The 26143-nt window shown below is 52.1% G+C and carries 21 protein-coding genes; 2 read left to right on the top strand and 19 right to left on the bottom strand.

From position 1 onward, the window contains the following. Positions 1-153 precede the first annotated feature (153 nt). Both CKW35_RS03220 and CKW35_RS03215 read left to right on the top strand, forming a co-directional pair. A complete protein-coding gene (locus tag CKW35_RS03220) occupies positions 154-2106 on the top strand; it encodes an FAD-dependent oxidoreductase (protein ID WP_095115073.1) in 1953 nt (650 codons plus the stop codon). Positions 2107-2145: 39 nt separating this feature from the next. Further along, positions 2146-2745 carry a helix-turn-helix domain-containing protein gene (locus CKW35_RS03215; protein WP_016486514.1) on the top strand — a complete coding sequence of 200 codons (600 nt, stop codon included), beginning with the start codon at positions 2146-2148 and terminating at the stop codon, positions 2743-2745. A gap of 53 nt (positions 2746-2798) precedes the next feature. Here the strand turns inward: CKW35_RS03215 and CKW35_RS03210 are convergent, their stop codons facing one another. The 19 genes from CKW35_RS03210 to CKW35_RS03130 all read right to left on the bottom strand — a co-directional run bounded on the left by CKW35_RS03210 (position 2799) and on the right by CKW35_RS03130 (position 25854). Next, positions 2799-3410, bottom strand: coding sequence for an FMN-dependent NADH-azoreductase (locus CKW35_RS03210; RefSeq protein WP_023049322.1), 612 nt, complete (start codon positions 3408-3410; stop codon positions 2799-2801). 1077 nt (positions 3411-4487) lie between these two features. Beyond that, positions 4488-5153, bottom strand: a complete 666-nt coding sequence (locus CKW35_RS03205) for a hypothetical protein (protein WP_143499739.1) — start codon at positions 5151-5153, stop codon at positions 4488-4490. 251 nt (positions 5154-5404) lie between these two features. Further along, entirely contained in the window at positions 5405-5896 is a 492-nt protein-coding gene (locus tag CKW35_RS03200; RefSeq protein ID WP_095115068.1) for a Mov34/MPN/PAD-1 family protein, read from the bottom strand. Further along, on the bottom strand, positions 5893-7518 hold the full coding sequence (locus CKW35_RS03195) for a ThiF family adenylyltransferase (protein WP_095115066.1): 1626 nt from the start codon (positions 7516-7518) through the stop codon (positions 5893-5895). Before CKW35_RS03195 ends, CKW35_RS03200 begins: the two co-directional genes overlap by 4 nt. A 4-nt stretch (positions 7519-7522) precedes the next feature. Continuing rightward, positions 7523-8671 carry a cyclic GMP-AMP synthase DncV-like nucleotidyltransferase gene (locus tag CKW35_RS03190; protein WP_095115062.1) on the bottom strand — a complete coding sequence of 383 codons (1149 nt, stop codon included), beginning with the start codon at positions 8669-8671 and terminating at the stop codon, positions 7523-7525. Then, on the bottom strand, positions 8672-9676 hold the full coding sequence (locus CKW35_RS03185; RefSeq protein WP_095115059.1) for a CBASS cGAMP-activated phospholipase: 1005 nt from the start codon (positions 9674-9676) through the stop codon (positions 8672-8674). A 383-nt stretch (positions 9677-10059) separates the two neighbouring features. Next, positions 10060-10707 carry a tyrosine-type recombinase/integrase gene (locus CKW35_RS03180; protein WP_095115056.1) on the bottom strand — a complete coding sequence of 216 codons (648 nt, stop codon included), beginning with the start codon at positions 10705-10707 and terminating at the stop codon, positions 10060-10062. 87 nt (positions 10708-10794) lie between these two features. Further along, positions 10795-11970, bottom strand: coding sequence for a tyrosine-type recombinase/integrase (locus tag CKW35_RS03175; protein ID WP_159971657.1), 1176 nt, complete (start codon positions 11968-11970; stop codon positions 10795-10797). A 218-nt stretch (positions 11971-12188) separates the two neighbouring features. After that, positions 12189-12710, bottom strand: coding sequence for a hypothetical protein (locus CKW35_RS27720; protein ID WP_143499735.1), 522 nt, complete (start codon positions 12708-12710; stop codon positions 12189-12191). Positions 12711-12726: 16 nt separating this feature from the next. Continuing rightward, positions 12727-15045, bottom strand: a complete 2319-nt coding sequence (locus CKW35_RS03170) for a hypothetical protein (protein WP_143499733.1) — start codon at positions 15043-15045, stop codon at positions 12727-12729. Between the two features lie 13 nt (positions 15046-15058). After that, positions 15059-17275, bottom strand: coding sequence for a hypothetical protein (locus CKW35_RS03165; protein WP_095115048.1), 2217 nt, complete (start codon positions 17273-17275; stop codon positions 15059-15061). Positions 17276-17426: 151 nt separating this feature from the next. Then, positions 17427-18263: a hypothetical protein gene (locus CKW35_RS03160; protein ID WP_095115046.1), complete on the bottom strand. Its 837-nt coding sequence runs from the start codon at positions 18261-18263 to the stop codon at positions 17427-17429. Positions 18264-18722: 459 nt separating this feature from the next. Continuing rightward, positions 18723-19667, bottom strand: a complete 945-nt coding sequence (locus tag CKW35_RS03155) for a LysR substrate-binding domain-containing protein (RefSeq protein ID WP_095115044.1) — start codon at positions 19665-19667, stop codon at positions 18723-18725. Positions 19668-19845: 178 nt separating this feature from the next. After that, positions 19846-22014, bottom strand: a complete 2169-nt coding sequence (locus CKW35_RS03150; RefSeq protein WP_218192381.1) for a hypothetical protein — start codon at positions 22012-22014, stop codon at positions 19846-19848. Positions 22015-22369: 355 nt separating this feature from the next. Further along, positions 22370-22678: a hypothetical protein gene (locus tag CKW35_RS27715; RefSeq protein ID WP_143499731.1), complete on the bottom strand. Its 309-nt coding sequence runs from the start codon at positions 22676-22678 to the stop codon at positions 22370-22372. Positions 22679-22844: 166 nt separating this feature from the next. After that, the gene (locus CKW35_RS03145; protein WP_095115042.1) at positions 22845-23501 is read right to left on the bottom strand and encodes a KilA-N domain-containing protein; all 657 of its coding nucleotides are present in this window, start codon (positions 23499-23501) and stop codon (positions 22845-22847) included. Between the two features lie 259 nt (positions 23502-23760). Next, positions 23761-24726 carry a hypothetical protein gene (locus CKW35_RS03140; RefSeq protein ID WP_095115040.1) on the bottom strand — a complete coding sequence of 322 codons (966 nt, stop codon included), beginning with the start codon at positions 24724-24726 and terminating at the stop codon, positions 23761-23763. Positions 24727-24877: 151 nt separating this feature from the next. Further along, a complete protein-coding gene (locus tag CKW35_RS03135) occupies positions 24878-25171 on the bottom strand; it encodes a hypothetical protein (protein WP_095115038.1) in 294 nt (97 codons plus the stop codon). Positions 25172-25434: 263 nt separating this feature from the next. Further along, positions 25435-25854, bottom strand: coding sequence for a hypothetical protein (locus tag CKW35_RS03130; RefSeq protein ID WP_095115036.1), 420 nt, complete (start codon positions 25852-25854; stop codon positions 25435-25437). Positions 25855-26143: the final 289 nt, after the last annotated feature.

Here is a 26143-nt window from a genome sequence, read left to right as displayed (position 1 = left end):
CAAGGGCCCGTTTTCTTGTTGTTGTGAGGTCACGCCCTCGCGCTGAGGGTGATGAAAACCTAGTCGCGCACCAGTAAAAAAACAAGTTGATTTTTTACTGGAGCTACACTTTCATACACAAAACAAGAACAACACCGCACCGGAGCCGCCTGTATGCAGACCGCCTTCCCTCACCTGTTTGAAGCGTTGCAGATCCGCGGCAAGCGCTTGAAGAACCGCATCATGTCCACCGGCCACGATACCTGCCTGCCCACCGACAACCTGGTCAACGACAAGCTGATCGCCTACCAGCGCGACCGTGCAGCCGGTGGCGTCGGCCTGATCGTGCTGCAGGTTGCGGGGGTGCATGACAGCGCCCGCTACACCTCGCATGTGCTGATGGCCACCGACGATGCCTGCATCGACGGCTATCGACAGCTGGCCGAAGCCTGCCATGCACACGGCACCGTGGTGCTGTCGCAACTGTTTCACCCCGGCCGGGAGATCATGGAATCGGCAGACGGCCTGCTGGCGGTTGCCTACTGTGCGTCCTCGGTGCCCAACGAACGCTTCCGGGTGATGCCGCGCGCACTGGACCAGCCGATGATCGACGAAATTGTCCAGGGCTACGCCAGTGCGGCCCGGCGTCTGCACCAGGCTGGGCTGGACGGCGTCGAAGTGGTGGCCAGCCATGGCTACCTGCCCGCACAGTTCCTCAACCCGCGGGTGAACCTGCGCAGCGACGGCTACAACGGCGATCTGGGACAGCGCCTGAGGTTTCTGCGTGAGGTGCTGGCCGCCGTGCGCGCCGCCACCGACGAGCAGTTCATCATCGGCCTGCGCATCAGCGCCGACGAGCGCGACAGCCAAGGGCTGAGCGAGGACGAGTCGCTGGCCGCAGCCATTGCCCTGCAGGGCCAACTCGACTACCTGCACATCGTCGCCGGCACATCGGCGTCCTTGGGCGGCGCCGTGCACATAGTCCCGCCCATGGCCATCGAGCCAGCCTATCTCGCCAGAGAAGCCGGCACCTTCAAGCAACAGCTGGCCATACCCCTGTTTGTTACCGGGCGCATCAACCAGCCCCAGGAAGCTGAACTGATCCTGGCACGCGGCCAGGCCGATGTTTGCGGCATGACCCGCGCACTGATCTGCGACCCGCTGATGCCGAGCAAGACCGAACGCGGCCAGGTCGAAGATGTACGCGCCTGTATCGCCTGCAACCAGGCCTGCATCGGTCACTTCCATCGCGGCTTGGCCATCTCCTGCATCCAGCGGCCAGAAACCGGCCGTGAATTGCAGTATGGGCAGCTGACGCCTACCACAACGCCCAAGCGCATTCTCGTCGCCGGTGGCGGCCCCGCCGGCATGAAGGCTGCCGCCGTGGCCGCCGCCCGCGGCCACCACGTAACGCTGTACGAGGCCGGCCCACAGCTCGGTGGCCAGGTGCTGCTGGCCCAATTGCTACCGCGGCGCAGCGAGTTCGGCGGGGCCAGTACCAATCTGCAACGGGAAATGGCCCTTGCCGGTGTCGAAGTCGTGCGCAACACCCGGGTGGACCGCGCCCTGGTCGAACACGAACACCCCGACCTGGTCATTGCCGCTACCGGTGCCACCCCCTACTGGCCGGCGTTCGAGCGCAGCGGCGAGCTGCAGGTGGTGGACGCCTGGCAAGTACTGCGTAACGAAGTGAAGCTGGGGCGTTCGGTGCTGGTGATGGACTGGCGCTGCGACTGGATCGGCCCTGGCATCGCCGAACGCCTGGTACGCGAGGGGCACCAGGTGCAGTTGGCCGTCAACGGTACCCATTGCGGCGAGAACCTGCCGCTTTACGTGCGTGACCAGCTCGCCGGCGAACTGCATCGCCTGGGCATCCCTGTCACCCCTTACGCGCGCTTGTACGGCAGCGACGACAACACGGTGTACCTGGAGCACACCGCCAGCGGCGAACCCATGATCTTCGAAGGCATCGACACGCTGGTGCTGTGCATGGGCCATCAGCCGCAAGACAGCCTGGCCAGCGAGCTGGCCGGTCTGGTAGAAGTGCGGCGCATTGGCGACTGCCTGGCACCACGTACCGCCGAAGAAGCGATTCACGACGGCCTGACGGTTGCCTGGTCGCTCTGAGGCTGTACATACTGCGGCTTTTGCGATGGACCGACGTGCATGAGCCAACTCCCCCTGCCCCCCGCCAGCGAAGCCGGAGGCGCCGCGCCGCAGTTTCTGGGCACACGCATCCGCGGCCTGCGCAAGCGCCGCGGCATGACCTTGGCGGAGCTGGCTGCGCACAGTGAGCTGACCGCCGGCTACATCAGCCAGTTGGAGCGCAACCTCTCCTACCCGTCAATCCCGGCGCTGTTCAACATCGCCCGCAGCCTGGGCGTGACCATCCAGTGGTTCTTCGCCAGCGAGGCCACCCCTGCGCCCGAGGACCAGGGCTATGTCGTGCGGCGCAACAGCCGCCTGAGCGTGCACTATGAAGATGGCATCGTCGATCAGTTGCTCACCCCCCAGCCCAACCGCCAGCTTGAGATCCTGCACTCGCGCTTCCCCCCGGGCACCTACAGCCAGCAAAGCTACAGCCATGAGGGCGAAGAAGCCGGCTACATCCTGAGCGGCAGCTTCGAGCTGTGGGTGGGCGAACGCCATTTTCAGCTGGGTGAAGGCGACAGTTTCAGCTTCTCCAGCCAGGAGCCGCACCGCTACGGCAACCCCGGTGAGGTGGATGCCGTGGTGATCTGGGTGATCACACCGCCAACATTCTGAAGCACGCCTGACGGTTGCTCCCCCGATGTTCACGCTGGCGGTTACGGACTGGCTCAGGCAGCAGCAAACAGCGCGTTGGCAATCTGCGCCTGTGCAGCATCAATTGCTTGTGTGCGGTGCTCCGGGCCATAAGCCAGGCCATGGGCGCGAACGATTTCCAGGTCGGTGACACCGATAAAGCCCAGGAACACTTTCAGGAAGTCCTCATGCCCGGCGCCGCTCGGCTGGCCAGCGTGCAGGCCACCGGCAGTGGACACCAGTACCACTTTCTTGTTGCCGCACAGGCCTTCCGGGCCCGCTTCGGTGTAGCGGAAGGTCTTGCCGGCAACGGCAACGCGGTCGATCCAGGCCTTGAGCTGGGTCGGTACGGTGAAGTTGTACATCGGCGCACCAATCACCACAGCATCGGCGGCCAGGAATTCTTCCAGGGTTTGCGCGCTCAGCTTGGCCTCGAAGGCCTGGGCTGCATCGCGCATGTCCTCAGGGGTACCTGCGGCTACCAAGGTCGCGGCAGAGAAGTGTGCAATGGCGTCGGCGGCCAGGTCGCGGTACAGCACCTCCACGCTTGGGTCAGCGGCTTTCCAGGCTTCGACCACTTCACGGCTCAGCTGGCGGGAGGCGGAATTGTCGCCCAGGATGCTCGAATCGATGTGCAACAGTTTCATGGGACTCTCCTGTGATTGAAGACCGCAGCGTTGGGCGATCACGATGGAGAGAATCCTACAGAGATGAGTAATGGGTGATAAGGCGGCAAATATGCGCTAGTTTGTCCCACAGATGGAACAGTGAGACATTCTCATGCAAGACCTCAACGTTTTGTGGGGAATACCAGTTTAGGAGCAGAAAAGGTCAAAATGCTCTGCCCTTCTCTTCCCTAGAGACCTCAAGGGCAGTAGACGTCCAAGCACATTTCGAGGTTCCTCCCTCAATCCTCTCAGCACAGTGCGACTGGGTTGATCAGTAGTGTGAAGGCCTGAGGAGATGCTTTCGAAAGTTTTTCATCACCTCAACCATAAACTCGGACGTTGAGCTTCGTGACGGTTGAAAGCATGAGCGGAGGACCGCAAGCGCCGGATGACCTACGGTTGGCAGCATGGTGCTTGTGTCCGTTATCGAAGCAGCGGGTTTGAGAGATTAGGGAGTCTGATATCGCACGCGTGGTGACCCATAGCCACACAAGACGGGCTGGCTGGACGCTTACCAACCATCTACACACCCGTTTCCACACCCATTTACACCCATTTCGGAATGGACGTTAAGGGCACATTGGCGGGGTTTGCATCCTTCGGTTTCGATGGCTGCGTACTTTGTTAGGGTGAGTTCGCCAACCCCTTATAGGAAATCACTCCCTGGCAGGATAAATCTAAGCGTTGAAGGCGATGTCACGCACGTATGAGCATTCGACGTGACCAGTCACTTGCATACTCTGAGCGGTCGCACGCATGACTAAGGGGCGAAAGCAGCTATACACGACTCGCAGCTAACGACCTGTTGCTGTCAGTGATCTGAGGCTGTACGCCGATTGATGGGCATCGGCATCGTAGTCCTGCAAGTAACCAATTACAGCGATTATCTCGCCCAGCATAGCCCCTGACCGTGGGTTTCGATGAAGAGATCGTAAACCACACCCCAGGCGTCGGTACCGCTTTACCCCAAAATTCCTTCCTCTGATAGCGAGTGACCTTACAAAAGCTCAGCGCTGGAGGCGCGACGATTGAGTTTTTCGGGATTTCGTACAGAGCCTAGTTCACAAAAACTGTGCTCATACTTTTTTTCTTTCTCGAATCAAACAAATCGAATATGGATTTATTGGCCTCAATAAATCTAGTTTTCCACTGCTGAATGGTATCGTCACCTGTCTTGTGTACGTAAAAATTTATCAGACAATTGTGAAGGTAATGGAGAGATGTTAGATATTCGCTTATTGAGTCAATCAGCTTCATGTGCTCGCTGGCTGATTCTTGGGTCAACGAAGCGCCCCAGAAGCTAAGCTCACTACTAATTGAAACAAGAGATTGCGCATGGAGTTTCAGTTCGTTATTTTTATCAACCACCTTCTCCAGGCTGGACTTGGCCTGAGAATCACTAGGCACCAACATACCTGCTTCCGGGACGAGATTGAATAGTAGGTTTGCTATTTGCACAGCGGCTGATTCGATCTGAACAAGTGTTGATATATATAATTTCTTTGTTGAGTATGCGTCCTCTCTGATCTTCTGCTTGTGCCACCCTATATATGTGACGACCCCAAGAGTTAGAGCCATTACCGTAGCAATTCCAGAGGCGGCCTCAGCCCAGCCTGAAGGATTTAGCAGACCTTTCGCTATTAGTCCGAAAAACAGACCGGTAGCGAACGAGCACGCCATCAGGATAGGTAGGATAAAACTGCGATTCGAGATAGCTGCCATGATTCACCAAAGCTCAAGGAGTCAGATCTATTGTGGATTATCAACTGATGGTTAGGGAGGGCTTATTGGATTTTTGTGGGGGAGATAGGAATCACTCCACGTTTCCTAGCCCTTCGTGAAGGGCAGCTAAGGATCGTAAGCTCCCGGTTGTGGGTAACTGCTCACGCTTCTTAGCCATCCTTTCGACTGTTCAGATCGCCTGCAAGTGGCCGGTCAGACCGAATGCAAACGGTGGTCAGCATCGATGAAAATCAGTGGCCAAGTGCAGGGCAATTTCCCAGCAGTGCTTGGTAAACGAGGGCTTTTCCCGTAGCAGAGGTGCTTTGGATATAGATCGCCTTGCGGCCCACGATCAACCCAATCACCGGCCGACCATCCGTGCGCTTCGCTGCTGAGATCTTCCACTCTCTCAAATCGATGCCGGAAGGTGATGGATAGTCCTCTGGGTGCGTGTGCCATTCACCGATGTAGCGAATGATCCCGCTGCTCTCCCGCCAAAACTGGTCCGCTACCTCCGTATGACCTTCTGAGCCCCGATCAAAGCTGCACCGGGTCCTTCTGTCTGTAGGAAAGGGTGGGGTCGCGTGGACAACCTGATTATGCGGCCCGTGCACAGTTCCGAGAAGGATGCCGCCACTTTCAGGATCCGAGGGATTCCTCTGAACATACTCGTGGAACAGCGTGATCACGTCAGGCAAAAGGTGGATCAAACAGCGGCCTTCGTGGGCGGCCCAATCTGTCATTTGCAGCAAGCTGGGCACCTCTCTGCTTTCAAAACGTCGCAGTCAGGGGTATCTAGCTCATACTCCGAATCTGTAATTCTAGTCCGCAACGAGGGACTTTCTGTTTTATTAACCCACGCCAGAGCCATCTCAGCACCGAGTGCCGCGGCCTGAAGAGACACCGTTGCAGGGAACGGTACATACAAGCCCTCGCACCCGTGCCCTGCCCGCAATGCCGGCATTACGCCCTTCACCGTAGGCAAACCTCCTGCTCGCTGGTGATTGCATAGGCATCGGTAACAAGCACCTGGCCCTGGCTCCTTCATCAAGCCGCGAACAGCCACGCCAGGACCTTCGATCCATATCGAAAGCATAGGGAGCTGATTGGCGTAGCGTGCCGCCAACCAATGCCCGAGCGACTCATCGCCCGTGGCATCAATCAACAAATCAACTGCGCCGAGATGAGCACGCCGGGCGTCCACATCTAGGGCACGAACTGCCACTGACGGGTTGTCGAACTGAAGCGTTAATCGCATCCCGGATGCTTTGTTCAAAAATAGGTGCCCCATCCCAAGGCGGTGTCGGCCGAGGTTCTGAGGCCCAAGTACTTCGTAGTCAACGATGGTCAGCTCCCCACCACCAGTACCCGCCCCTGCTTTGGCCAAAGCATCGATCAGGTAACCACCGATCGTTCCACAGCCCACGACAGCAATGCTCTTGCCAGCCAGTGTTTGCATACCAGGAATGTTGCGCTGTGCGATGTATTCGTTATCCAGACGCAAGACATGTAGTCGAGAGATTTTGTAGCTGTAAAGGCGCTGGGTTCCGCGGGCGAGTGCTAGCTTTTCGTCAGAAAGTACCGATTGATCAAAATGTACATGTATGCCGTACCGCATTTTAGGCGATTTGATGATGATCAGAGCATCTCGCTTCGTCAGGCGGGAGGCCTCGCCAAGCCGCTGTTCTACCTTCTTCGCGCAGCGTCCGTCCAACTGCCGCTGCCACTCCAAAAAATCTGCCACTGTTCTGGGTGGCCAGTCTTTCTGACTCGGCCTTGGCTCGACGTGGGCTTTCACAATGTACGCTGGAATTCGCTCACGTTTCGCTTCGAAGCCCATCACATCCAGCTTCAGGGAAGTGGCCCCGAGGTCATCAGATATGACGGGAAACCGTTCCCCACTGCGTCCGAGCAGGCAAAAGCCTGGTACCTCACCGAGGATAGGTTTCTGGACATCGAAAATGCACTGCCCCGCGTACCAGTGGACGAAAAACTCTTCCGTTAAATCTTCTACCATCTCCTTCCGAAGAACCTTGCCCAAGACACTTTGCGCCTCGTCAACACACCGCAGGGTTTGGCCAACGGGATCAAAAAAATCCAGAACGACTGTATTTTTTGTCAGGTAGCAGATGCTTCCGTTTCCTCCGATATGAGGTGCGATGGGGAGTAAAGCATCAGGAACGCTAAGCAGGCGCACGCGTGGCAGCTCATAAAATTCAGGATCAACGGCCAGCTCACAGCCGTGCTCACCTTTACTGGTGTTCAGATACCCCAGAAAGGACAGCCACCTTTGCGCGTTACGCCCGACGTAACGAAAACCACGCGTTTCAAGCGCTTCAATGACTGCCTCGTTTTGCGAGCCCATCGATCTATCCTGCCTTGGAAGTACCGACGAGTTCGCTGGGTGCTGCCTCGGCTGGCATAGCAGCGATTGTCGACGCGACTGTGACAATCTTTACGAGATCGGTGCGCTGAGGGAAGCGAGGGCCAAACATCTTGCGAAGCCATACGCACGCGGAGGCAGGGTCAGATGCATTGACTGCTCCGTTCAGATTCATCTCAAACTTCTCAAATTGCTCTGCGGCTTCCTCCAGCGCTTCAGCGCTGAGTCGCTCAGTAAGGCTCTCAGACTCATCAACTGGATTGCTGACACCTCCACGCAATGCATCAGGAAGCCCTTTGAGCACCTCCAGAAGCGCCAAGTCGTCCCTACCCTTCACTTTCGTGAACAGCGGCGTTGCAGCAGCCATCAGCAAGATCGAGGAAGGTCCGCCGGCCTCCCACTGCCAGTCACGGTAGGCTTTGAGGTATCGCACAATCCTACGGAGTTGCTCACCCTTGTCTGCTACCTGGTCTACAAACCAGTTCTTCACAGGGCGCGGATCCGAGCTAACCCAATCATCCTTCCTGTGAGCGAGCATCACCTCGTCGGTAGGGAGATCAGCCCACGACTCAGCACCTCGGGCGTTGAATGCTTCATCGAAACTCATGTATCCACTGCGTGTCGCGGCCTTAGCCAAGGTAACGAATTCTTCGTCCGGAATTGAGTAGAGCGGGATATCGATATGCGCAGTGGTTGAAATCTGGATTCGGATGCAGGTGTCCTTGTCCCGAATCAGCTTCCAGCCCAGTGACTGGTTTTCCCTCACCAGATCCTCAAGCGCAGTTTCCGCAGCTGTGAAAAAGATCGCACTTGCAACACTTGGCCTCCTGGTTCCCTTCAAAAAGCTGATCGGCAAGTAAGCGCCGTCATCGCAATCGCCTTGTTGCGGGGGGATGTGCGCTGGCGAATTGAGAGTCTTGTAGGCCCACGAACCCTGCGTGAAGAAGCGTGGTTTTGGCACAACACCCTCGTACCCCATTGTCTTTAGAACCCGGGGAACACCTGCACGCAAGCAGTTGCGCACGTCTTCCTTGGATGCGGCGATGTAAGCTCGCTCGACGTCGGTAAGCTCCAGCGCGTTCAACAGGCAGTCGTCTGTCGTTTCGGTGTAGAACAGCTTAGAAAGGTCGAGCATTTACACGCCCTCCGAGTTTTTGTTGGGGCCATGGAAGAAAATGGGACGTGATGGGACGTGGGTACGGAAGGGTGCGAAGCGCGGATCTCCAAGTGCGCGCTGTGCGGCACTAGCACCACGATCACGAAGCGTATTGGTGGAGGCTGTGGTCACTTCATCAAGTGACTTCACATCACTGCTTTGCTGAGGAGTGACTTGGTCGTCAATTTTGAAATATCGCTCTCCTATCGACTGCATGAGCATGTAGTCCACAGACGATTCCTGAGCCGAGATCACCAGGTCGAAAAGACTCCCACCCCAACCAAGAATGCCTCGATCTAGGCTGGTTTTACCGCTAATCGTTGCCCCGATGGTCATGGTTCCGATAGCCAAAACTCGCACGATGGCCTGCGGGTCTTTGTCTAGGAAGGTGCGTATTTCATGCAGCCCAAACAAACCGGGGGCGTTGCCCACCAGACCGCCGTCTACAAAGACACCTCGGGGGTTGCGAACAGATGGGAAATAGACCGGCGCGGCCGAAGTTGCCAGGGCTACATCGACGATGCTGAGACGGTGATCAAGCTCGAAGGTTGGGTGATGGGGGGTCTTGAAGAACTGACCCCGTCCGGTGGTGAAATTAACGGACGGGATGAGCACGCGATGTTTCAAATCACCGATGCTAGCTTCACCAAAACGCTGCTCCAGGACCGACCTCAGGCCGTCATTGGAATGCTTGGCCTTGAAGTACATCCCAACCCGTCGACGCCACCAACTGCGGACGCCGAAAATCTGCTTCCCCTGATCTTCGAATAACGACTTCAGTTCGGGGGCAGGGATCTCGCTAGCTAAGCCTAGCGCGAGCAGGCCTCCCGCCGACGTACCGCAGATCAAATCGAAATGCGAGGCGATCGGTCGGCCCAGAGCCTGCTCTACCTCTGCAAGGATGGTCGCCGTGTATAGACCCCGATAACCTCCCCCAGACAGTGCCAATACGTGATACGTACGCGGTCCAGACCCATCTGACATGCATCAACCTCCAGTCCCTAGCGGCATAATAGTGGCAAAACCCGACAAGCACTACATCTAGTGCCTGAGATGATAAAGAAACACCATATAGAGAATACGCTACGTTTTTTTGACAGGTCAACACCCTTTCGCGCACGAATAGTCAATTTACCGCCGTCGAATTTACGCCGGCTTCTCCCCTCACCTCTCAATGCGCTGCTGGGAAGACAGATGTCTGTAGCGCAATGACCTTTGACCGCCACAGGTACCAAACCGAGGCCTCCGCAAAACAGGTAGCCCTGGAATCCGGTGGAAGGACGGAATCATCCGCTTCAAAAACAAAGGGCGCCTGCGGGCCGTGAATTGACCCCTGGCGCCCCCGTTTTGAGCAATGAGAAAGATGCTCAATCTTTAGGTCGTCGGGAGTTTGCATCATTCAAATTCAAATAATACTTCAAGACGTCGTACCTGGTGTGTCCTAACATTGACTGAAAGGAGACTATGAAGGCTTTCGACTTGGCCCTACAGATTTTAAGAAGGAGCCTATTACGAATCATTCGGGGCGTCACAGAAGCCGCTATGCCTGCCGCGTCACTGAGTTGTTGCATGATCCCACGAAGTGATCCTTTAGTAAGCTTTTGACCCGTCGTGGTGTCGATAAAGAGGTATCCACAATCGTCAACTTCGCTATTTTTGATGCACGCAGCACGACTCGTATGAATATACTCAACCCATGTAGCGACTATGTTCTTGGGCACAGGTACAACCTTCTTATAAGAAACGGCTACATCTCGATTATCTCTCGCTAGGCTTCCTTTCGATACTTTTGCGCAGCGCAGTGGGAGCATAACCATATCCCCCTCACCAGCAACGTGAAATGCAATCAATACACATGCTGTAGTTAAATTGCGGACCTCATCCAACCGGGCACCGGTATGCTCGAATACCCCAAGCAAAGTTTTGTTTCGATCCTGCACCTCCCTGGTCCCCAAAGACTCGGCTGCCTCGTAGAGTTTACCAAGCGTGACGTCGTCAATCGTATCGACTTCCATATTAGATCCTCAAGAATCACTATTAATAGAGAGTAGTAACACGAGCTTTAGAGGGCGCTTAGCCTCTTGGCTGGTGAAAGGCAATCATTACGGATGAGAAGGTGCGTCAATGTTAGACGTGTAAATCGCCGACTTCCAATCCTCACTGAGCAGACTGCCCAGTCCAGTTTCAATCGTTCGTCGAAATTCTTTCTTGTATTCCGTTTCTGTGAGTTCCCCCTTATCCAATTTTTCTTTAACGCCATTCAGAACACGACTCACTGCTCGAAAGGCTTCGGCCTGCTGAGCGTGCTCCACTATTGGACCTAAGTCAGAAAGCTCATTACAAGCGAGATGGATGTACCTCTCTAATGAGTCTATCCTGGCATGACCGGTCCACTGCTTAAGCTTCTCGTAAAACCCACTGAAGTCCGCTAATGCCCTCTTAAAATTGTCTTGGTTCTCAAAATCAAACTCAAGCATGATCGATTTCAATTTATTTGTAATAAACCTGTGTCGAAACATGTGAGGGTGCGTTCTCTCTGAGATCCCCGCCGAGGCACGCAGATCTTGAAAAATCTTAGTTATAGTCGTACTGCTCAGCCGCCTCCCAGTTTTGATATTAATGAAAAGGTAGCCATCATCTATAACACCTTTCTCAAGAATACATACAAGACGAGTCGAGTTAACGTAGCCCATCCATTGTTGAATATAGATTCTGGGCACAGGAATGTAGCGAAAATGAATTCTGCCCCGCTTGAGAGTGGGGAGTCTGACTTTAGGCGACGGCTCTCCACTCTCCAGCGCTGTGATCAGATCCGCAACTAGCAGACTATTACACTCCTCTTTACGCCCTCCCGTATGCTCAAACACTGAAAGAAGGATGTTATTCCTTTGCTGAAGCTCATAAGATCCAACCGAGTAGGCAGCACTGTACATCTTCTTCAGCGATATATCCCCAATGGGATGCCGGTGATTCTCTGGCCTAGCATTTGGAAGATGAAAATGATACCAGCGAAGACGACCGGCCACCTTCTTCTTCCATGTTGGAACTATATGCTTCTGGTAACCTCTGATTGCACCGTCGGGAGAGACGAAGTTTGTTCTGTGATGAAATACCCCCATGTAATTCAAAAAATCAAGGCAAGTAGATCCTATCGCACGGATCCTATTAGGGTCACGAAGCGGGCTTCCATCTGGGTTTCTGCCAACATTGAGTCCATCAATAAAACTCATAAACCGCGAATCACTCATTTGCATAGCACAAATACGGTTGCTATACATGTACCTCATGAGAGGAGACAGGTCCGCAGCTATTTGCGCATAGGTACCACCCCTGTCGCCGACTAAGGAATAATTACGATCAAGGAGAAGCGAGGCCAAATAAGCATTAAACTCAAAGCAGTAACCCCCATCAGGAAAGTATAGTACGGGGAAGCCTGTGGCGTTGTTGAATAGCGGCGGCTCTTTTGGCGATGGGGCGTGAGTTGCGAGCTTTGACCCTACGCCAAGTTTGATGTAGCATTGCTTTGCTCTGCCCATAATTTATTCAATCCACCTTCATAAATTATCTCGACCTGTCTCATCTCTCGAATCCACCATTTTTCCCGATCTCTAATACCATCATCAGTCGCAAGTTGCTGCGATATCAACCGCAATTTATGAACAACGACCTGCATCTGACAGAAGTCCCGCGACATGATTTTCAGTTGTTCCTGAAGATGCGCTATCTCGGAAACGTAATCTCGACGACTCTTTGAGGCTTTTACCGCTTTTTGGGTTGTTAGCGCTAAAATCCGAGCGCGAGCACTTATCCTCAGCTTGTTTATACCATCAAAGCCTATCGCTAGATGGGACGCCGCACTTCTGAATGTACCCATCGCGCACCCACGAATGCCCAGGTCTACATTGCTGTATTCTGCCAAGCTGTGTTGAGTAACTAATATCGACAACCATTCTCTGTCATGCACATACGACTGAGGAGAGTCATTGATATTTCGTAACAGCTCATGCAATTTCAGCATCGATTTCCTAGAGCGATCACCGTGCATCTTGAGTCTCCGAAATTTTTAAAACAAGGTTAAACCGATTTTCTTGACTACCATCTTCCATGGTGGCGGTAAAAAACTCTGGAGTGAGGTCAATTGCGTGAGCGCTCAGCATTTTCATCACTTCATCGTAACCTGTCTGCTGATCGATCAGATCTGCCAAAGAAACACTAGAATTCTTCAATCCCCTTTTGACTAACGGCTCGTAAGACTTACCAATCTCATTTAGTGATCGCACTACGAAATCTTCAGCAGAGTATTTCTCCATGATTTTCTGCTTAAGGAAGTCCAGCCCTTCGATGCTATCCTCTCCGTTAAACATAAAATCCACAATCACTTCAGCCTTTACAGAATCAAGAACCAGTCCAGGTGTAGTTTCAGAAATGTAGGTATACACATGCTCAACGTCTGAGTGGCCAAGCCAATGACGAAGCGCCTCAATATGTCCTTTTGATGAGTGATAGAAAGCCAAGGCAATAAATCTACGCAACTGGTGTTGGCGCAAGTAATAACGCCGCTCAATACCATCAATCTCCACAGTCTGCACTTCGAAATAATCGCACGCCACATCTAGGGCCTGATTAAACGAAACAATTTTAATAGGGCCTGCCGTTACCTTACGTTGATCCACCCATAACAACAACCTCGCCTTATCCGAAAGGACACCTGCGAGATCGCACTTGCGCCTAAACTCCATCAGATCCCAAATAAATCTGGCAAGCGGGTGGGTGATACCTACACTTAGGACTTGATGCTGGTTCCTGGTTCCAGTTTTTCTTGCTGAATAGTTCAAGCAGTAATTTATAGATGCATTGTTAGGTAGGTATGGATCAATGGGAGGTTCCAGGCAGCACAATGGATCTAAATCCAAGATCTCCGATTGTCTCCGCAGACCCAAACTACCGATTATAATCAGAAACGAGCCAATCATTACCTGATATAGATATAAGAAATACCGATTACTACGTATCTCTCCATAAAAATCGGCAACATCCACACTCAGGCGCTCTATGCACCACTCACTGACGCCGAGCGCGTGAAGCGGTTCAGGGATCGATACACTGGAGAAAATCTCTTCGACCTGCCTCATCCTAGGACTCGAATCAAAATTATTATTTTTAACCGCAATTAACACATCAAGTACCGTTTCTAGAATCGCATGACGGTAATCAATAAAGAACTGAAAACTATTTCCAAGAGTGTGGAGCAGCACCGCATAAGGAATGGTGACAAAACGGCCTCGATCTTTTTGATCCACCAGCTCCAGCAGATTGGCAGCGTTAATGGTCTCAAAACCTTGAATCGAAACACCTTTTATTCCATAGCTAGCCTCAATAACAGGTATTTTTTGCACAACTGACACATAGTTACGCAGTTGTTCTAGAGTAACACCTGGTTTTGGAACGCTTGTTACTGGCACGCCCGGATACTCTCTAGCGAGAGAGTCATCAAGGTTCAACTCTGGAATAACCCGGGGCATCAGAGAGACACCGTAGAGAGTATTCCTGTATTCCGTATTAATAAAAGTTCGAGGATTGAACCTCTTGCCACCAGGATACAAGTCGTACCAACCATTCAGAGCAATAACCGTGCGAACCTTTATAAGCTCGGCGTCGGTGAAGCCAAGGATCCTGTCCTCTTGTGAAGGAATATTTTTTATCAACGGGAATTTTTGACAGGCCTCGTCCACCTCCGCCTCTGACACCTCGTCTAGCTTCGATCGAAACCAATTCGATAATCTGACAGGATACTCATAAAGATAATCGGTAATAGGGGTCGCTGTATTTTTGATGAGGAAATTCTTGAAAGAATTTACCGAAACCATTCCTAAGCCATTTTTGCCTATGTCAAAATCCGCAGCGTCATTCATTAGAATGTAATCAGCGACGTGTAGCCCCCTATTGAATTTCAATAACTCAAAATTTGGAGCCTTACGTGTCCCACCATTGAACCGAGGATGAATTTGAACAGCTAGAAAATACCTAATCCATGTGAGCGTATCGATGTTTTCAGGATCTGTCAGTGAGCTTCCGTTTGCCAATCGCACATCAAAATTTACGAGTCTTTTAACCGAATACTCATCAGCCTCTCCGAAATAGCACGACCAAATAGGTGAGTAAAAGTTTGTGCCATCAACCAGCCAATCTGGTGCATCTATGTTGTAATCACCTGATGCACCGTGTTGCACTAAGGCATTCAATGCTGAAAGACTTTCAGAAAACGGCAGCTTTAGAACCTCATCAAGCCTTTCTGCTAAGGACTTAGTCTCCTGGGATTGTCGATCCCGGTTTGAATAATCAGGATTTTTCATGATGAAAGCTCGATTACCTACTCGCTGATTGAGTCATGATCGGGGCAAGCACTCTTACAAGTGCCTCTGAATGACTTGCTGTTTTAAATATTGATAGCACCTCGTTAGAGCAAACGCGTATCTGGCCCGACTCGTGAAGCCCCGACGACATCTGTAAGAACTTACCAGTTCTCCACCAATGCTTGCCGACCTCTGAGACCTCATGCCCGCTAGCTTGGAGTCGCTCAACAGCAGCTACACAAGACAGTACGAAAGTGCACCTCTCTGGCGTAATCGGAAATACCACTTGGATGTTGTCCCGTTTCTTAGTAACATTAATTTCAGGCAGCCCGTACGTGCCCACCATTAAATAGTTCGGCAGTGGTTTAAGGTCATGATGCAGCAGAAACTCCTGAAGTTCGTGTTCATTGCTCAGCCCCATCGCTTCATGAAGACAAGGTCGACCAACGACTGCCTTGTAGGTGATCGCCGTCTGAAAAATCCGGATCCATCTATTAAGGAAAAATCGAAGCAATTGCGCCGGCAAGTATTTTTCTAGGAGTTTTCTGCTCAGTGTTTTATGGCCCAATGCATCGGCCATATCCCTTAGCCGTCCAGTTTCGAAGTAGATTTTCAAGGCTGCGGTGGTCCTCATTGTTTTGAGGGTCACTCTGTCGAGAAACTCTTTTCCATCTGGTCTGTGCGTAAGTTTATTAAGCAGCACAGACCTTAGGATTGATTGTGCATAAGTCAAGTCATTTAAAGGCGGAACGCTTTCCTTTTTACGCCTCGGCACACCAAACCCATTACCTGTCAAAAATAGATAACGATAGTCATCATTACCCGTGCTACGCAAATAGTCTCGCGCCTGCTGGGTCAACATCAAGACTTCATCAAGCAGCAATCTGGCGTTTTCACTGAGATAGATAGGTTGATGTGCGGACTTTGACCCTCTCCTAGGTTTAATGCTAACTGCAATTTTCCCGTCTGATTGCAGCCCTTTCAGATTTCCGTGCTTATCGTAAAGCTCATAATTTATTAACCACGATGCCGTAATTGCAGGGTGCTCGGCCACCAATAAATAAAAGAACGGTAACAAGGTTGAGTTTGATAGGAGCGCTAGCTCAGGATTAATTGCCCCGCGCAGGGCGTAAAGTGTTGTTTTGTTTTTTCGATCTGCGACATGATAATTATATTCCTGCCATGTCCGACACCGATTTTCCAGTTTCTCGCGTGCCTCAGTGCTATCATTCGGAGAACAAACCTTTCCCTTCTCCGCAAGGTGAATCCTGTTCCAGTGCGCCTCTAAAATATTTTCCCTGGCTTCTTCACAGGCCTCCTTTACCAAATCAAGGTCAGTACAGATTTGTTCATATATCCGGCTCGCTGCTGCTTCGTCCTGTATTGAAAGCGGAATGGGTGTAAGCACGCCGAAAGTTCCTATGGCGTCAAGCTCATCCTTCGGCAGCGACGACCTTGATACAGGACCACGTATTTTCCCCTTTGGGATGGGATACAACGGCTCCGAGACTAACTTTTCTCCAATGAAGAAGGCGTAGATTTCAACCCACACCCTCCTCCATTTCGTTTCAAATGATATGTCAACGTTTTCCCCTGGACGCTCCGCTTGGTATTGAACAAGCATAATTACTTTAACACGTTCAAAAACTTGGTTTACGCCCAGCGGGGTCTGTAAATGCTGTAAATCTTCGCTTTTCACCAACAGCATCAATATTGCATTCAAAGTATCTATGATCAGTGTGCGCTTATGCTTGAATGTTTGAGCATCTATTTTCCTTCCGTAACTTTTGAGAGCTTTATGATAGCGCCTAGCCACTGCCACCCCATGAATTCGGTGAAGCTCTCTTAAGTTCGCCCAAACCACTTCATCGTCAAGCGTTCTTATCGGCCACCCCCCGTAATACTCAAGGAGCGCTCCGTTACGATTAAGGCTAAGATATGCCTGTCGACTAGCATCATCATTGGATATCTGCTCAATTAGCTTCTGAAAGTCACATCCTGGACAAATTGCGGCCAATATTTTGCAAGCGAACTTAAATATTCTATCTAAATGGTGAAGCGGCCCATCCACCTCAATGAGCAAAAAACCTCTAAACTCGATTGCCACTTTATAGAGCACTACTGGGAGATCCTTCATCCCGACGACGTTGAGAAACGCACAGAATAGAGCCAAGGCAACCCTACAACCTGATTCAAGTGTTTGGGTCCGAAACAACATGGCATTCAACATGCGACGCTCAAGCAAGCGCCCCTGCTCAGTGAGAGGGTACTTAGATATCTGGCCACTGGAAATTCGGTGTCTCATAACCCACCCTGGCTTTAAAGATGTGATTGATATCGGTCCTAGTGGAGTAACTCAGTGGTTCGAGAGGTCGCGAGTTCTAGTAGAATCTTTTCCCTCTAATAACGTCACCTAATAGCAATTTTGCTAGTCGGCCGTGCAACGGATATCCTAAACCCTCTATAAATCCATACTTCATATAGAAATCATTTAAGCTTTTTACCGCCTCAAAGAAATGAATCTCACTTAGCCTATTGAAATTCTTACGCATGAAGTGAATCCAGATTTTCTCCAGAACTTCAAGCAAACGATCGCCAAACGAATACTTAAGCTGATCTTTATTTTCGAAGGTTTCAACAAGAATACCGTTAACCACAAGCATTGCATTTATTTTAATTTTCGCGGTTTTCGGATTGACTTTTAGGATATATAGGCCCAAGGCACGGTAAACCTCGGCACAAAAATCCGCACCAAACTTCTGGTAAATGTCGAGTAAATTAATGTGCTGGCCTGCCTGCCCTAGCGTGGGCAAAAACCACCCATTATAGAAATTCAGACGATCAGCTGAAGGCTGTATCTTTCGCCATTCATCAAAGCTTAACGAGTTCCTAGATTCGACTTTATGACCTGCTAAATCCTTAATCTCGCTCAATCGTATGCATTGCGACCTGACCATACCGATGCTATCGTCTGTATAATGAAGCATAAAGAACTCATACATATCTTGTTCGTCGCCACGAACACCGGATTGCAGACCATAAGCATCCAAGAATACCGGATATGTCACGGATAGCCGCTTGTCAATTTTGTAGCCGTATTCAGATCTTTTGAAGCGCTCTCTATTCATGATGCACTGAAGATCCGCTGGCATCTCTTTTTGGCAGAGCAGCGATAGAACTGAAGTGTTTAGCATGAGTTTCAACGCCGTCGTGTTCATGTTGTGGCGTAGAAATAATTAGCCCACAGCAACCTCCGCTGCAACTATTTTTTTTGGCATGTAAAATTCCACCTCAACCTTTGCATGCGTAGGTCAATCACATTGACATCCTAATAATAAAGCTTTAAGTATCGAACCCTGCCGTTTTGGTTAGCGATAAAATCGCTAACACGCTGAGCGAACTAAACTTAGAAATATTTTTACTATGTCAAAGTAATTTACATGGCTTTGAAAAATCAGGAGGCACGTGAACAATCAGACACTTTTTATTCAGTTACTCATCTGGCAAACCCGACGAACGGTCTCCCTCTTGGGATCAGTCCCGGGTCATGTATTGCGATTATCCCGCTGGAGATATCTGGCAGATTTGCGGCTTGGACTGCCTATATGGCGACATGCTCGGTGGACAGATCTGATCCTAAGCCTCGTCATCCCACGTTGTCTGAGTCTTTCCGATCACTACGGTTTGGATATCTTGCCTGCTGCTTTACAGGCCTTCCCATCAGCTTCAGCGTTCGCCCCAAGCTCCTCGGCAAGAAGATCAATTAGCCCACGGACGGACGGAAGCAATCCGCGTTTGGAGGGGTAGACAGCATGAATTAACCCGCTAGGAGGTCGATACGCCGGCAACACCTCCACTAGCATGCCAGCCTCTAGGTCATGTCTCACCATAACCTCTGGCATCTGGACGATCCCGACACCCTGGACCGCAGCTCGATGTAATGCATCTAGGTCAGCGGTGACAAAGCGTGGTGTATGAGGTACCTCTACTCGATCCCCAAAGGGATCGATAAAGGCCCAGCGGTGGTCGCGGTTGGCTGGAGCCAGGTCCATGCTCGGTAGACCAATCAGATCGCCTGGCGCTTCCAATTCAATGCCTTCAACCAGTGAAGGCTTCGCCACAAGCTTCTGGTAGCTTTCGCCGAAGACTTTAAGGAATAGGTTTTCGTCTTGGAGTGGTGGAAAGCGCACTCGCAAGGCAATGTCGAAGCCCTCCCCCAGAACGTCTACTCTCCGGTTCGTGCTCTCTACTTGGATCTGCACCTTCGGATGGGCAACCATGAATTTCGCCATGGCATCGCTCACGCCCATAGCTGCTAACGCAGGCGGACAGCTGACGCGTATCAAACCATGAGGCTCGGACCGCGACTCCTCGATGACCTTCTCGGCAGCATCTGCCTCAACGAGCATGGCGACGCAGTGGCGATAGTAGTCCTGGCCAATCTCAGTCACGGTGAATTTGCGGGTGGACCGCTGGATGAGACGTACACCCAGCCGCTCCTCAAGGGCTAGAACTCGGCGGCTTAGCTTAGATTTAGGAATTCCAATCTTCCTAGCGGCCGCGGCAAAGCCTTTGTGCTCGACCACTTGGGCGAAGAAGTACAGCTCGTTGTAATCAAACATTGGTGCGATCCAAACGCCGTTACCAGGGTCCAGTATGCCACAGACGGCTCGGGCCTTGATTTGAATGGCCGATGCGTCCTCTGCTGACTGTGATCGCTGCCCCGCACTGGCAAATGATGTTCATTGGATGCAATAACGGCATGCTGGCTTCTAAAAACCATGCTCTCTGACAAGAGGCCTATTTGTCGACATCGTCAAACACTGATCGCATCGATACAGAAGCAACGAGTGGTGAGGCTTCGTCCCTCTTCTGGGATACGAGGTGAGTCCAATCGGCCTCATCACCGGAATTTTCATCTTGCTCCCGCTTGCGTTCCTCAAGCGTCACAATGGAGCTTTTAACTAGATCACGCGCTTCGTCGATCAGCCCCGCGTCGTCAATCTCAACACCCATCGCCTCAATGCGATCTAGCATCCCGAGAAGTTTTTTGAAATGACTTTCAGGCTCTTGGTCCAAATCGGCGTCGGCGCAGATCTCATCGATCCGCTCTTCAAGCGTCGGCAGTAGAGTTGTTCGCAGAGCTAGGCCTAAGCCTATAAGCTTGAGCGGTTCGATGATTGATAGTACTCGCGGCTTATCGAAGAAGGAGGTATCAAGTCCTTCAAGCACAGCCGATTCCAGTTTGTCGGCAATATCCAATCGCAGGTCTTCAGCCAAGACACCCAAGTGATGAGCACGAGCGTAGCTAGCGACTTTGGGATCGCTGCTGATGAGATCCGACCCCCAGCAGCTCCGGCGCAGCAAATCAGGATATTGCTCGACTACCTTTTTGAACAAACCGTCACCTGCGCGGTATGACAGGAAATGAAATAGCAGCCAATTACGTTGTATTTCGTCTGGGGTGCTACCAAGACGCGCGACCATTGCGTCATCGAGCCCTGTAGGAATCACGAGTGCATCACGGATGAGTGATGATCCCTCGCAGGTACAGCTGCTGAGAATGATGTCGATTGTTGCACCCCGTATAAGCGCCGAAATCATGTGCGGCTTCTGGCGCAAAATTTCCGTTAGGGCATCTGAGATCGTCGGGTGAGCGAAGGTCCACCTTGGCCCGGACAGCTTCAAAAACGAGCCCTTCAACTCAACGAAACGGTCCTGGATTTTCGTCAGCGAATGCCCGGTCAACTCCGCTACCGCATGGGCCGCAGCACTATCATGACCATTGGGATCAAAACCGGCTTGGTGGACATAAACAAGGATAAGCGCAGCCTGCAATGGCTCATCCAGAGCGTTTATTGTATCGATCAGATGCTCTGTAGGCTCCTTCATAAAGCGCACGAGAGAGCTTTCGCGAGGCGCTAAACTCTTGGTGAAATTCGGGTCGCCGAGTCGTTCCGCGATTCCGGGAAGGAAATCCTCAACGGCGGCGACAGCCTCCAGGTGAGGTTTTACGCTCGTCTTCCAGCTCTGGCTCTGCCCACCAAAGTTGACATGGTTATAAAGGATCTGAGCCTTCTCCTCTGACGACAGCTCGCCGACGTCAACCACAGCACTACCATCTGCGAATTCTGGAAGGTTGCGCTGCCCAAGCCGACGCCGTGCCGCTTCATATATATGCTTCCTAGATGTCAGGAGAAAGCGATTGCCATGTTTGATTGCGGCACGGAGCTTCGAGAAGGCCGAGGCCCAGTCTTGCACATAGTCGTCGCGGAGCACATTCGACCCAAAGGCATCATCTATCCAGAAAAAGCGACCTGGGTCATTGGGATTCCAACCTGTTTCGAAATCGCGCGGGCTGGTTAAGGCCAGTACTGTGGTGTCCGGGTTCTCTGAGGCTATAGTCGAAACGATGGCGCCAATCGCCGACTTGCCACTAGAGGGATTCCCTAGCAGCAGTACTACACCGTGATCCGCGATCGCATTGACTGCCGCACGGTGCGCTTGGGTGGGCACATAAGTCCGGAGCTTTGGAATCCAGCTGTCCAGCAAGGCTCGGCTCTGCTCACTGAGTCGCTCATCGACGATTGAGGTGAGGTCCCCTAAGCCGTAGACCTGAGGGACAAGGGCTCGTAAGCGGGCACTGCCCTTGATCACGCGCACAATGTACTGTCGACCAAGAATGTGAGGCTTACGGACACCAAGCGTTCGAAGTTTCGAGCGCATCGCAGCCGCGACGGGAGCATCGACGCTCATGTTGGTCATAAAAACGTAAGTGTCGGCCTGTCCCGCGCTGACCAACTCAACGACATGAGAAATCTCGGCGTTCAGGTCACTAAGCTTCAGCGCTTTTGAAGCATCGGAGGTGTGTTTGCACTGGATTGTGCCGACCTGTGATGGGTCCTTTTCAGCAGGAATGAGAAATACCGCGTCCTGGCCACCATCTTGCGCTTCACGGAAAATTTCCACTGGGCGACCGAGTACGACTTCAGATACCTGGGAGCATAGATCCTGAAATGCTCGCCATCCGATGGTATGAAGTGCTAAATCACTCCACGGGCCACATGCTTGACGCGGTGACGCCTGAGTCCCTCTGAGCACGGATTGGGTCTTCATGAAATGGCAACGCAGCTGAGGACGATAGCAACGCAAGGCGCCTGTGCCGCTTTAAGGCGCTCGTCATTGCCGAATTGCTCAGATTGCATAATTTCTCCTGCCTTGGCCTAGGTCTGAAGCCACTGGATCGACTCTTTGAAGAGCGGCTTTCCGGTGTGGGACTGATATGAAAATGTTGGTCACGTCCAGTTCCTTACCGCAGCAAGACTTACGGGAGGAGAGCATCGTGTAGGAAATGCTCCACCATATCGGTGCCGTCACCGACCTGACCATTCCAGGCGAGTTTGAAGACATGTTTTTCAACATCAGTCGGGATACTGACCCAGTGCACCTGAAGAGTACCTTTGTGATCGTGCACTTCCTCAACGCGGCTTGCTAAATGTCCCATACCATTCACATCCATCATCGCTGCGGCGTAGCCCAGGGTGTGATGCAATCGTACGAGGCGCTTGGCGCCGGATTCATAAGCGCTGACCCCGATATCACTCACATGACGTGCAACAATTTGGTTTTCCATTGAATCTCCATTCACTGGTAATTCCTAGACATACCCGGCGGCCCCAAACCCTGCGACCGTTGGGCGCGCCAACATCAGAGCACCTCCTAGGCATCGCACTCCGACTGAGCATGGTTAAGCTATCGAAGAAGGACTGCCGCTAGACTCCAGGGCCGAGCTACTGCAATCAAGATGCCCTCTCTAAGCGACTCTCGCACAACTGTGACAGGTACTGCATCAAGGCAACCTTGCGGGCTGCGTAGTCCTTACCCTGGCCGAGGAGCAAAACGTCACGCGTCTCCATCAGTACTACCAATTCAAGCTCGGGAAGAGAAAGCTGATCACGATTTCGCCCCTTAAAGGCTCCGGTCAGGACCTCATTTAGTAGCCTGGCCTCATTCATGTAGTGGTGAGGCTTGCTTTGTTTCCCCTTCGCCTGATTCGTGATATCAAGGGCCTCACAAACGCCGCGGTACCCCATCGAGGCCTGGCGCCGCACGACCGATCTGGCGAAAGCCCCGCTTGAAACCAATATCTCCAGCTCGCTCTCAAGCCAGATCTCAAAATCGATCGACAGCCAGCGTGCAAATTTGATGGCCAGCTTAGGGTGGAGCCAAGTGCCTCGTGTTCTATCGTTTCCACGACGAAGCTCCACAAGTGAATCGAAGGCCAGCCCTGCTCTTCTCGCGAAGCCCGAAATATACTCTTGGGTCAGTTCAAGGTTGAGCCACTCTGACGGCTCCTTTTCGAAGCTAAAGCCTGCAACCGAAGCATTGATCCAGCCCTCTTGATCGATACTGATAGCTTGCCCTTGGTAGTCATGCGAGAAGACTTTCTTGGCCATCACTTCTCACCCCGGCAGCTAAGGCTCAAAGCAACTCCAGCAAGGACACCGTTTAACCGTGGGCCGAGGAGTAAATTACAGACTGCCTGAGCAGCTTTTCCACCCAGGAAATCAGTCCAAGCTAAGCACGAATCAGTCATCGTCTACGCCCTCCGGGGTCGTATGAATGTGGTCGATGACGGAAATGCTGGCAGGGTTATCCAGTGCGTAAAATCGCCCGACGGAGCCGGAAAACTGAATATCTGGCCGGTTGTGCCATTTATTTTTTCTGGCGAGTACCCAAAGGCCGACCTTTGCGTTTTGCCGAAGCGGGTGCGGCGTCCTTCGTCAGCCACCGGCCGAGAGTGATGTCAGTCTTAGGAAGAAGCGCCGCGATGGTTGGATCTATAGTGGCTCGTACCAATCGGACCATTTCTCCTGTACGTGCATCCGCGAGGTCTGGGCTTGCCCACATACCTTTAGCGTACGTCGCAACGACATCTCTGATCCACCGGGTCCTGTCGTTACGCTTCTCTACGTTGGTAGGCTTGCGCTGCTTGGGCGAAGCAGGAGTTGATAAATGCTGCTTTAGCGCCGCATCCATCGCTCGGCCCTTACGTAACTGGTCATTTTCAATAGTCAGCATTCGGAGAGTTTTCGCAAGCGCTGCTGCCAGGTCGTCAACCTGACCTTTCTCCTCTGTGAGCGACGTCAGTTGCATTCGCAGTTGCTCTATTTCACGATCTCTTTGATCAAGGCCCGGCAAAATCAAACTTTTACCAATCTGGATCTTGAGTCGACGCAATTCCTCACGCGCAGTTTCAGGTGTTTGGTCGTCTAGATCTGGGTAAAGGGGCGTAACGCTCGCTTTCGTAGTGCCAGACAACCGCAGAGAAATCGCCTTGGCCGCAGTTGAGAGCATGGCCAGTTGTTCACTTTGAGCAAGCAGCCAGCTGCGACTGACGCTGACATAGCGCGATTCGATGACTCCTGCCCCTGTTTCAATGATCACCGACGCATGCTTGCTCACCGCCAAATCAAGGTAAGCGGCCAACTGAGCGTAGGTGAGGTAAAAATCCAGGATAGGCTTGTTGCAGATGGCTCCTTGAACGAGATCGGCTGAGATCCAGTCCGACGGTCGGTAATCGCCGACTGCTTTGGTGATTGCAGTCAGCACCTCAGGTGCCGTCCTTCTTAAGGCGCCGATCGCAGCATCCAGTGGGATAAAATCATCTGATGAAGGCATCCGCTCGCCCCGCCTGCGTAGCGTGAATGGTCAAAGTCGAGGGATTGGCCCCAACTGTATGCATATCCATTAGCCATCATCCTAGCATCGCCCAATCTAGGCTCCAAGCCCAGAGCTTGCTGCCAAGAAAAATCTGTATCTCAGAAGCGCATTAAATGCGTTCGATTGAAACGACCTCAATGTACCTGAATTTTTTCTTGTACTTCTTCCTTGCGTCCATTTCGGCTACAAGACGGCTCAGGTTGTCACTATCGTAAACTACGGTCTGGCAAACGCCTTCGAACTCGTTAGTAACGCTCAAAACAACCCTAATTTTCGAAGCCGTTTTTTTATTTTCAGCTTTCGTCGGCTCTTTAGCGGTTGGTTTTTCCCGCTTTATTTGCGACTCGGCACTAATGCCAAAAAGCGCACGCCGCATTTCTTCTTCGATTGATTCAATACTCATTTTTTTCTCACTTAACTGCCCTGGGCCACAGATAAAAATATCTGGAGGGGCGCTCAATTTAGACTGTTTCGATAGAGAATATAAGCCGAATAATATATAGAATGCGGTAAAAGTGCTTTTCAAAGCTTGGTCGGCTGTGCCAGCGCGCCTCCTGGCAGGCATAATATGCCCTGATTGGCCACCCTGCCATAGGACCGCCTCACCGCCAACACGGGAGAAAGCCTATAGGCACGGTATAGATCTCCGGCACGTCTCGTCCATCCCTAGTTGAGGTCCTCTGCAAATGGTGGTGCCTCATTGATTGGCACCAGTGGCCCAGTCGGCTGCTTCGTGCCGACATAAGAGAGTGTAAGCATCCCGTAATCGTAGCTCCCCGCGACACCACCGATTTCCACCTCTGTCTTGCCATCAACAAAACCATCGAATAGCACTACAGGGCTCCCGTTGCGAGGGGTAATGGTTACCCTTGTCTTGCCAGACGGTCGGCATGTGGCTCTAATCAAAGCATCGGTGTAGCCTGCCTCATCTCCAAGATCATAGAGGTCGTAACCACTGGCACCTCCTGGTTTGAGGCAATCGCTCCCTTTCAACGACACACCCATGATCTCACCTGAGTGGCTGGTTCCGTGCTTCTTCGAGATGAAAAAGTAAGCTTGGGCAACGATCTGTTGGTCCGCTGGCATTGGGAAAACGTGATCCTGAGTCCACTCAACTACCGACGTTAGGAAAGGCCCAACGTACCCGGTCGCGAGACTGGTATAGGCGCCGAGGAACACGCCGCCGGTCGCGGACAGGAGTGATAAGCGGGCCTTTTTTAGCAGACCAAAATCTTTGCTCTTGCTAGCGGACTCTCGCTGAGACCTCCTGGTAGCTCTACGTTTCTGCACGTTGATAAGTCTTCTGAAGCAATTTTGCGGAGAAATGCCCGGACACTAACGATCGTGTGCTGGGGCCCCGGGCTTAGTGCACCCT

It is taken from the genome of Pseudomonas sp. Irchel 3F3, assembly GCF_900187545.1.
GTDB lineage: Bacteria > Pseudomonadota > Gammaproteobacteria > Pseudomonadales > Pseudomonadaceae > Aquipseudomonas > Aquipseudomonas fortuita.
This window is presented reverse-complemented; position numbering and strand designations above follow the sequence as displayed.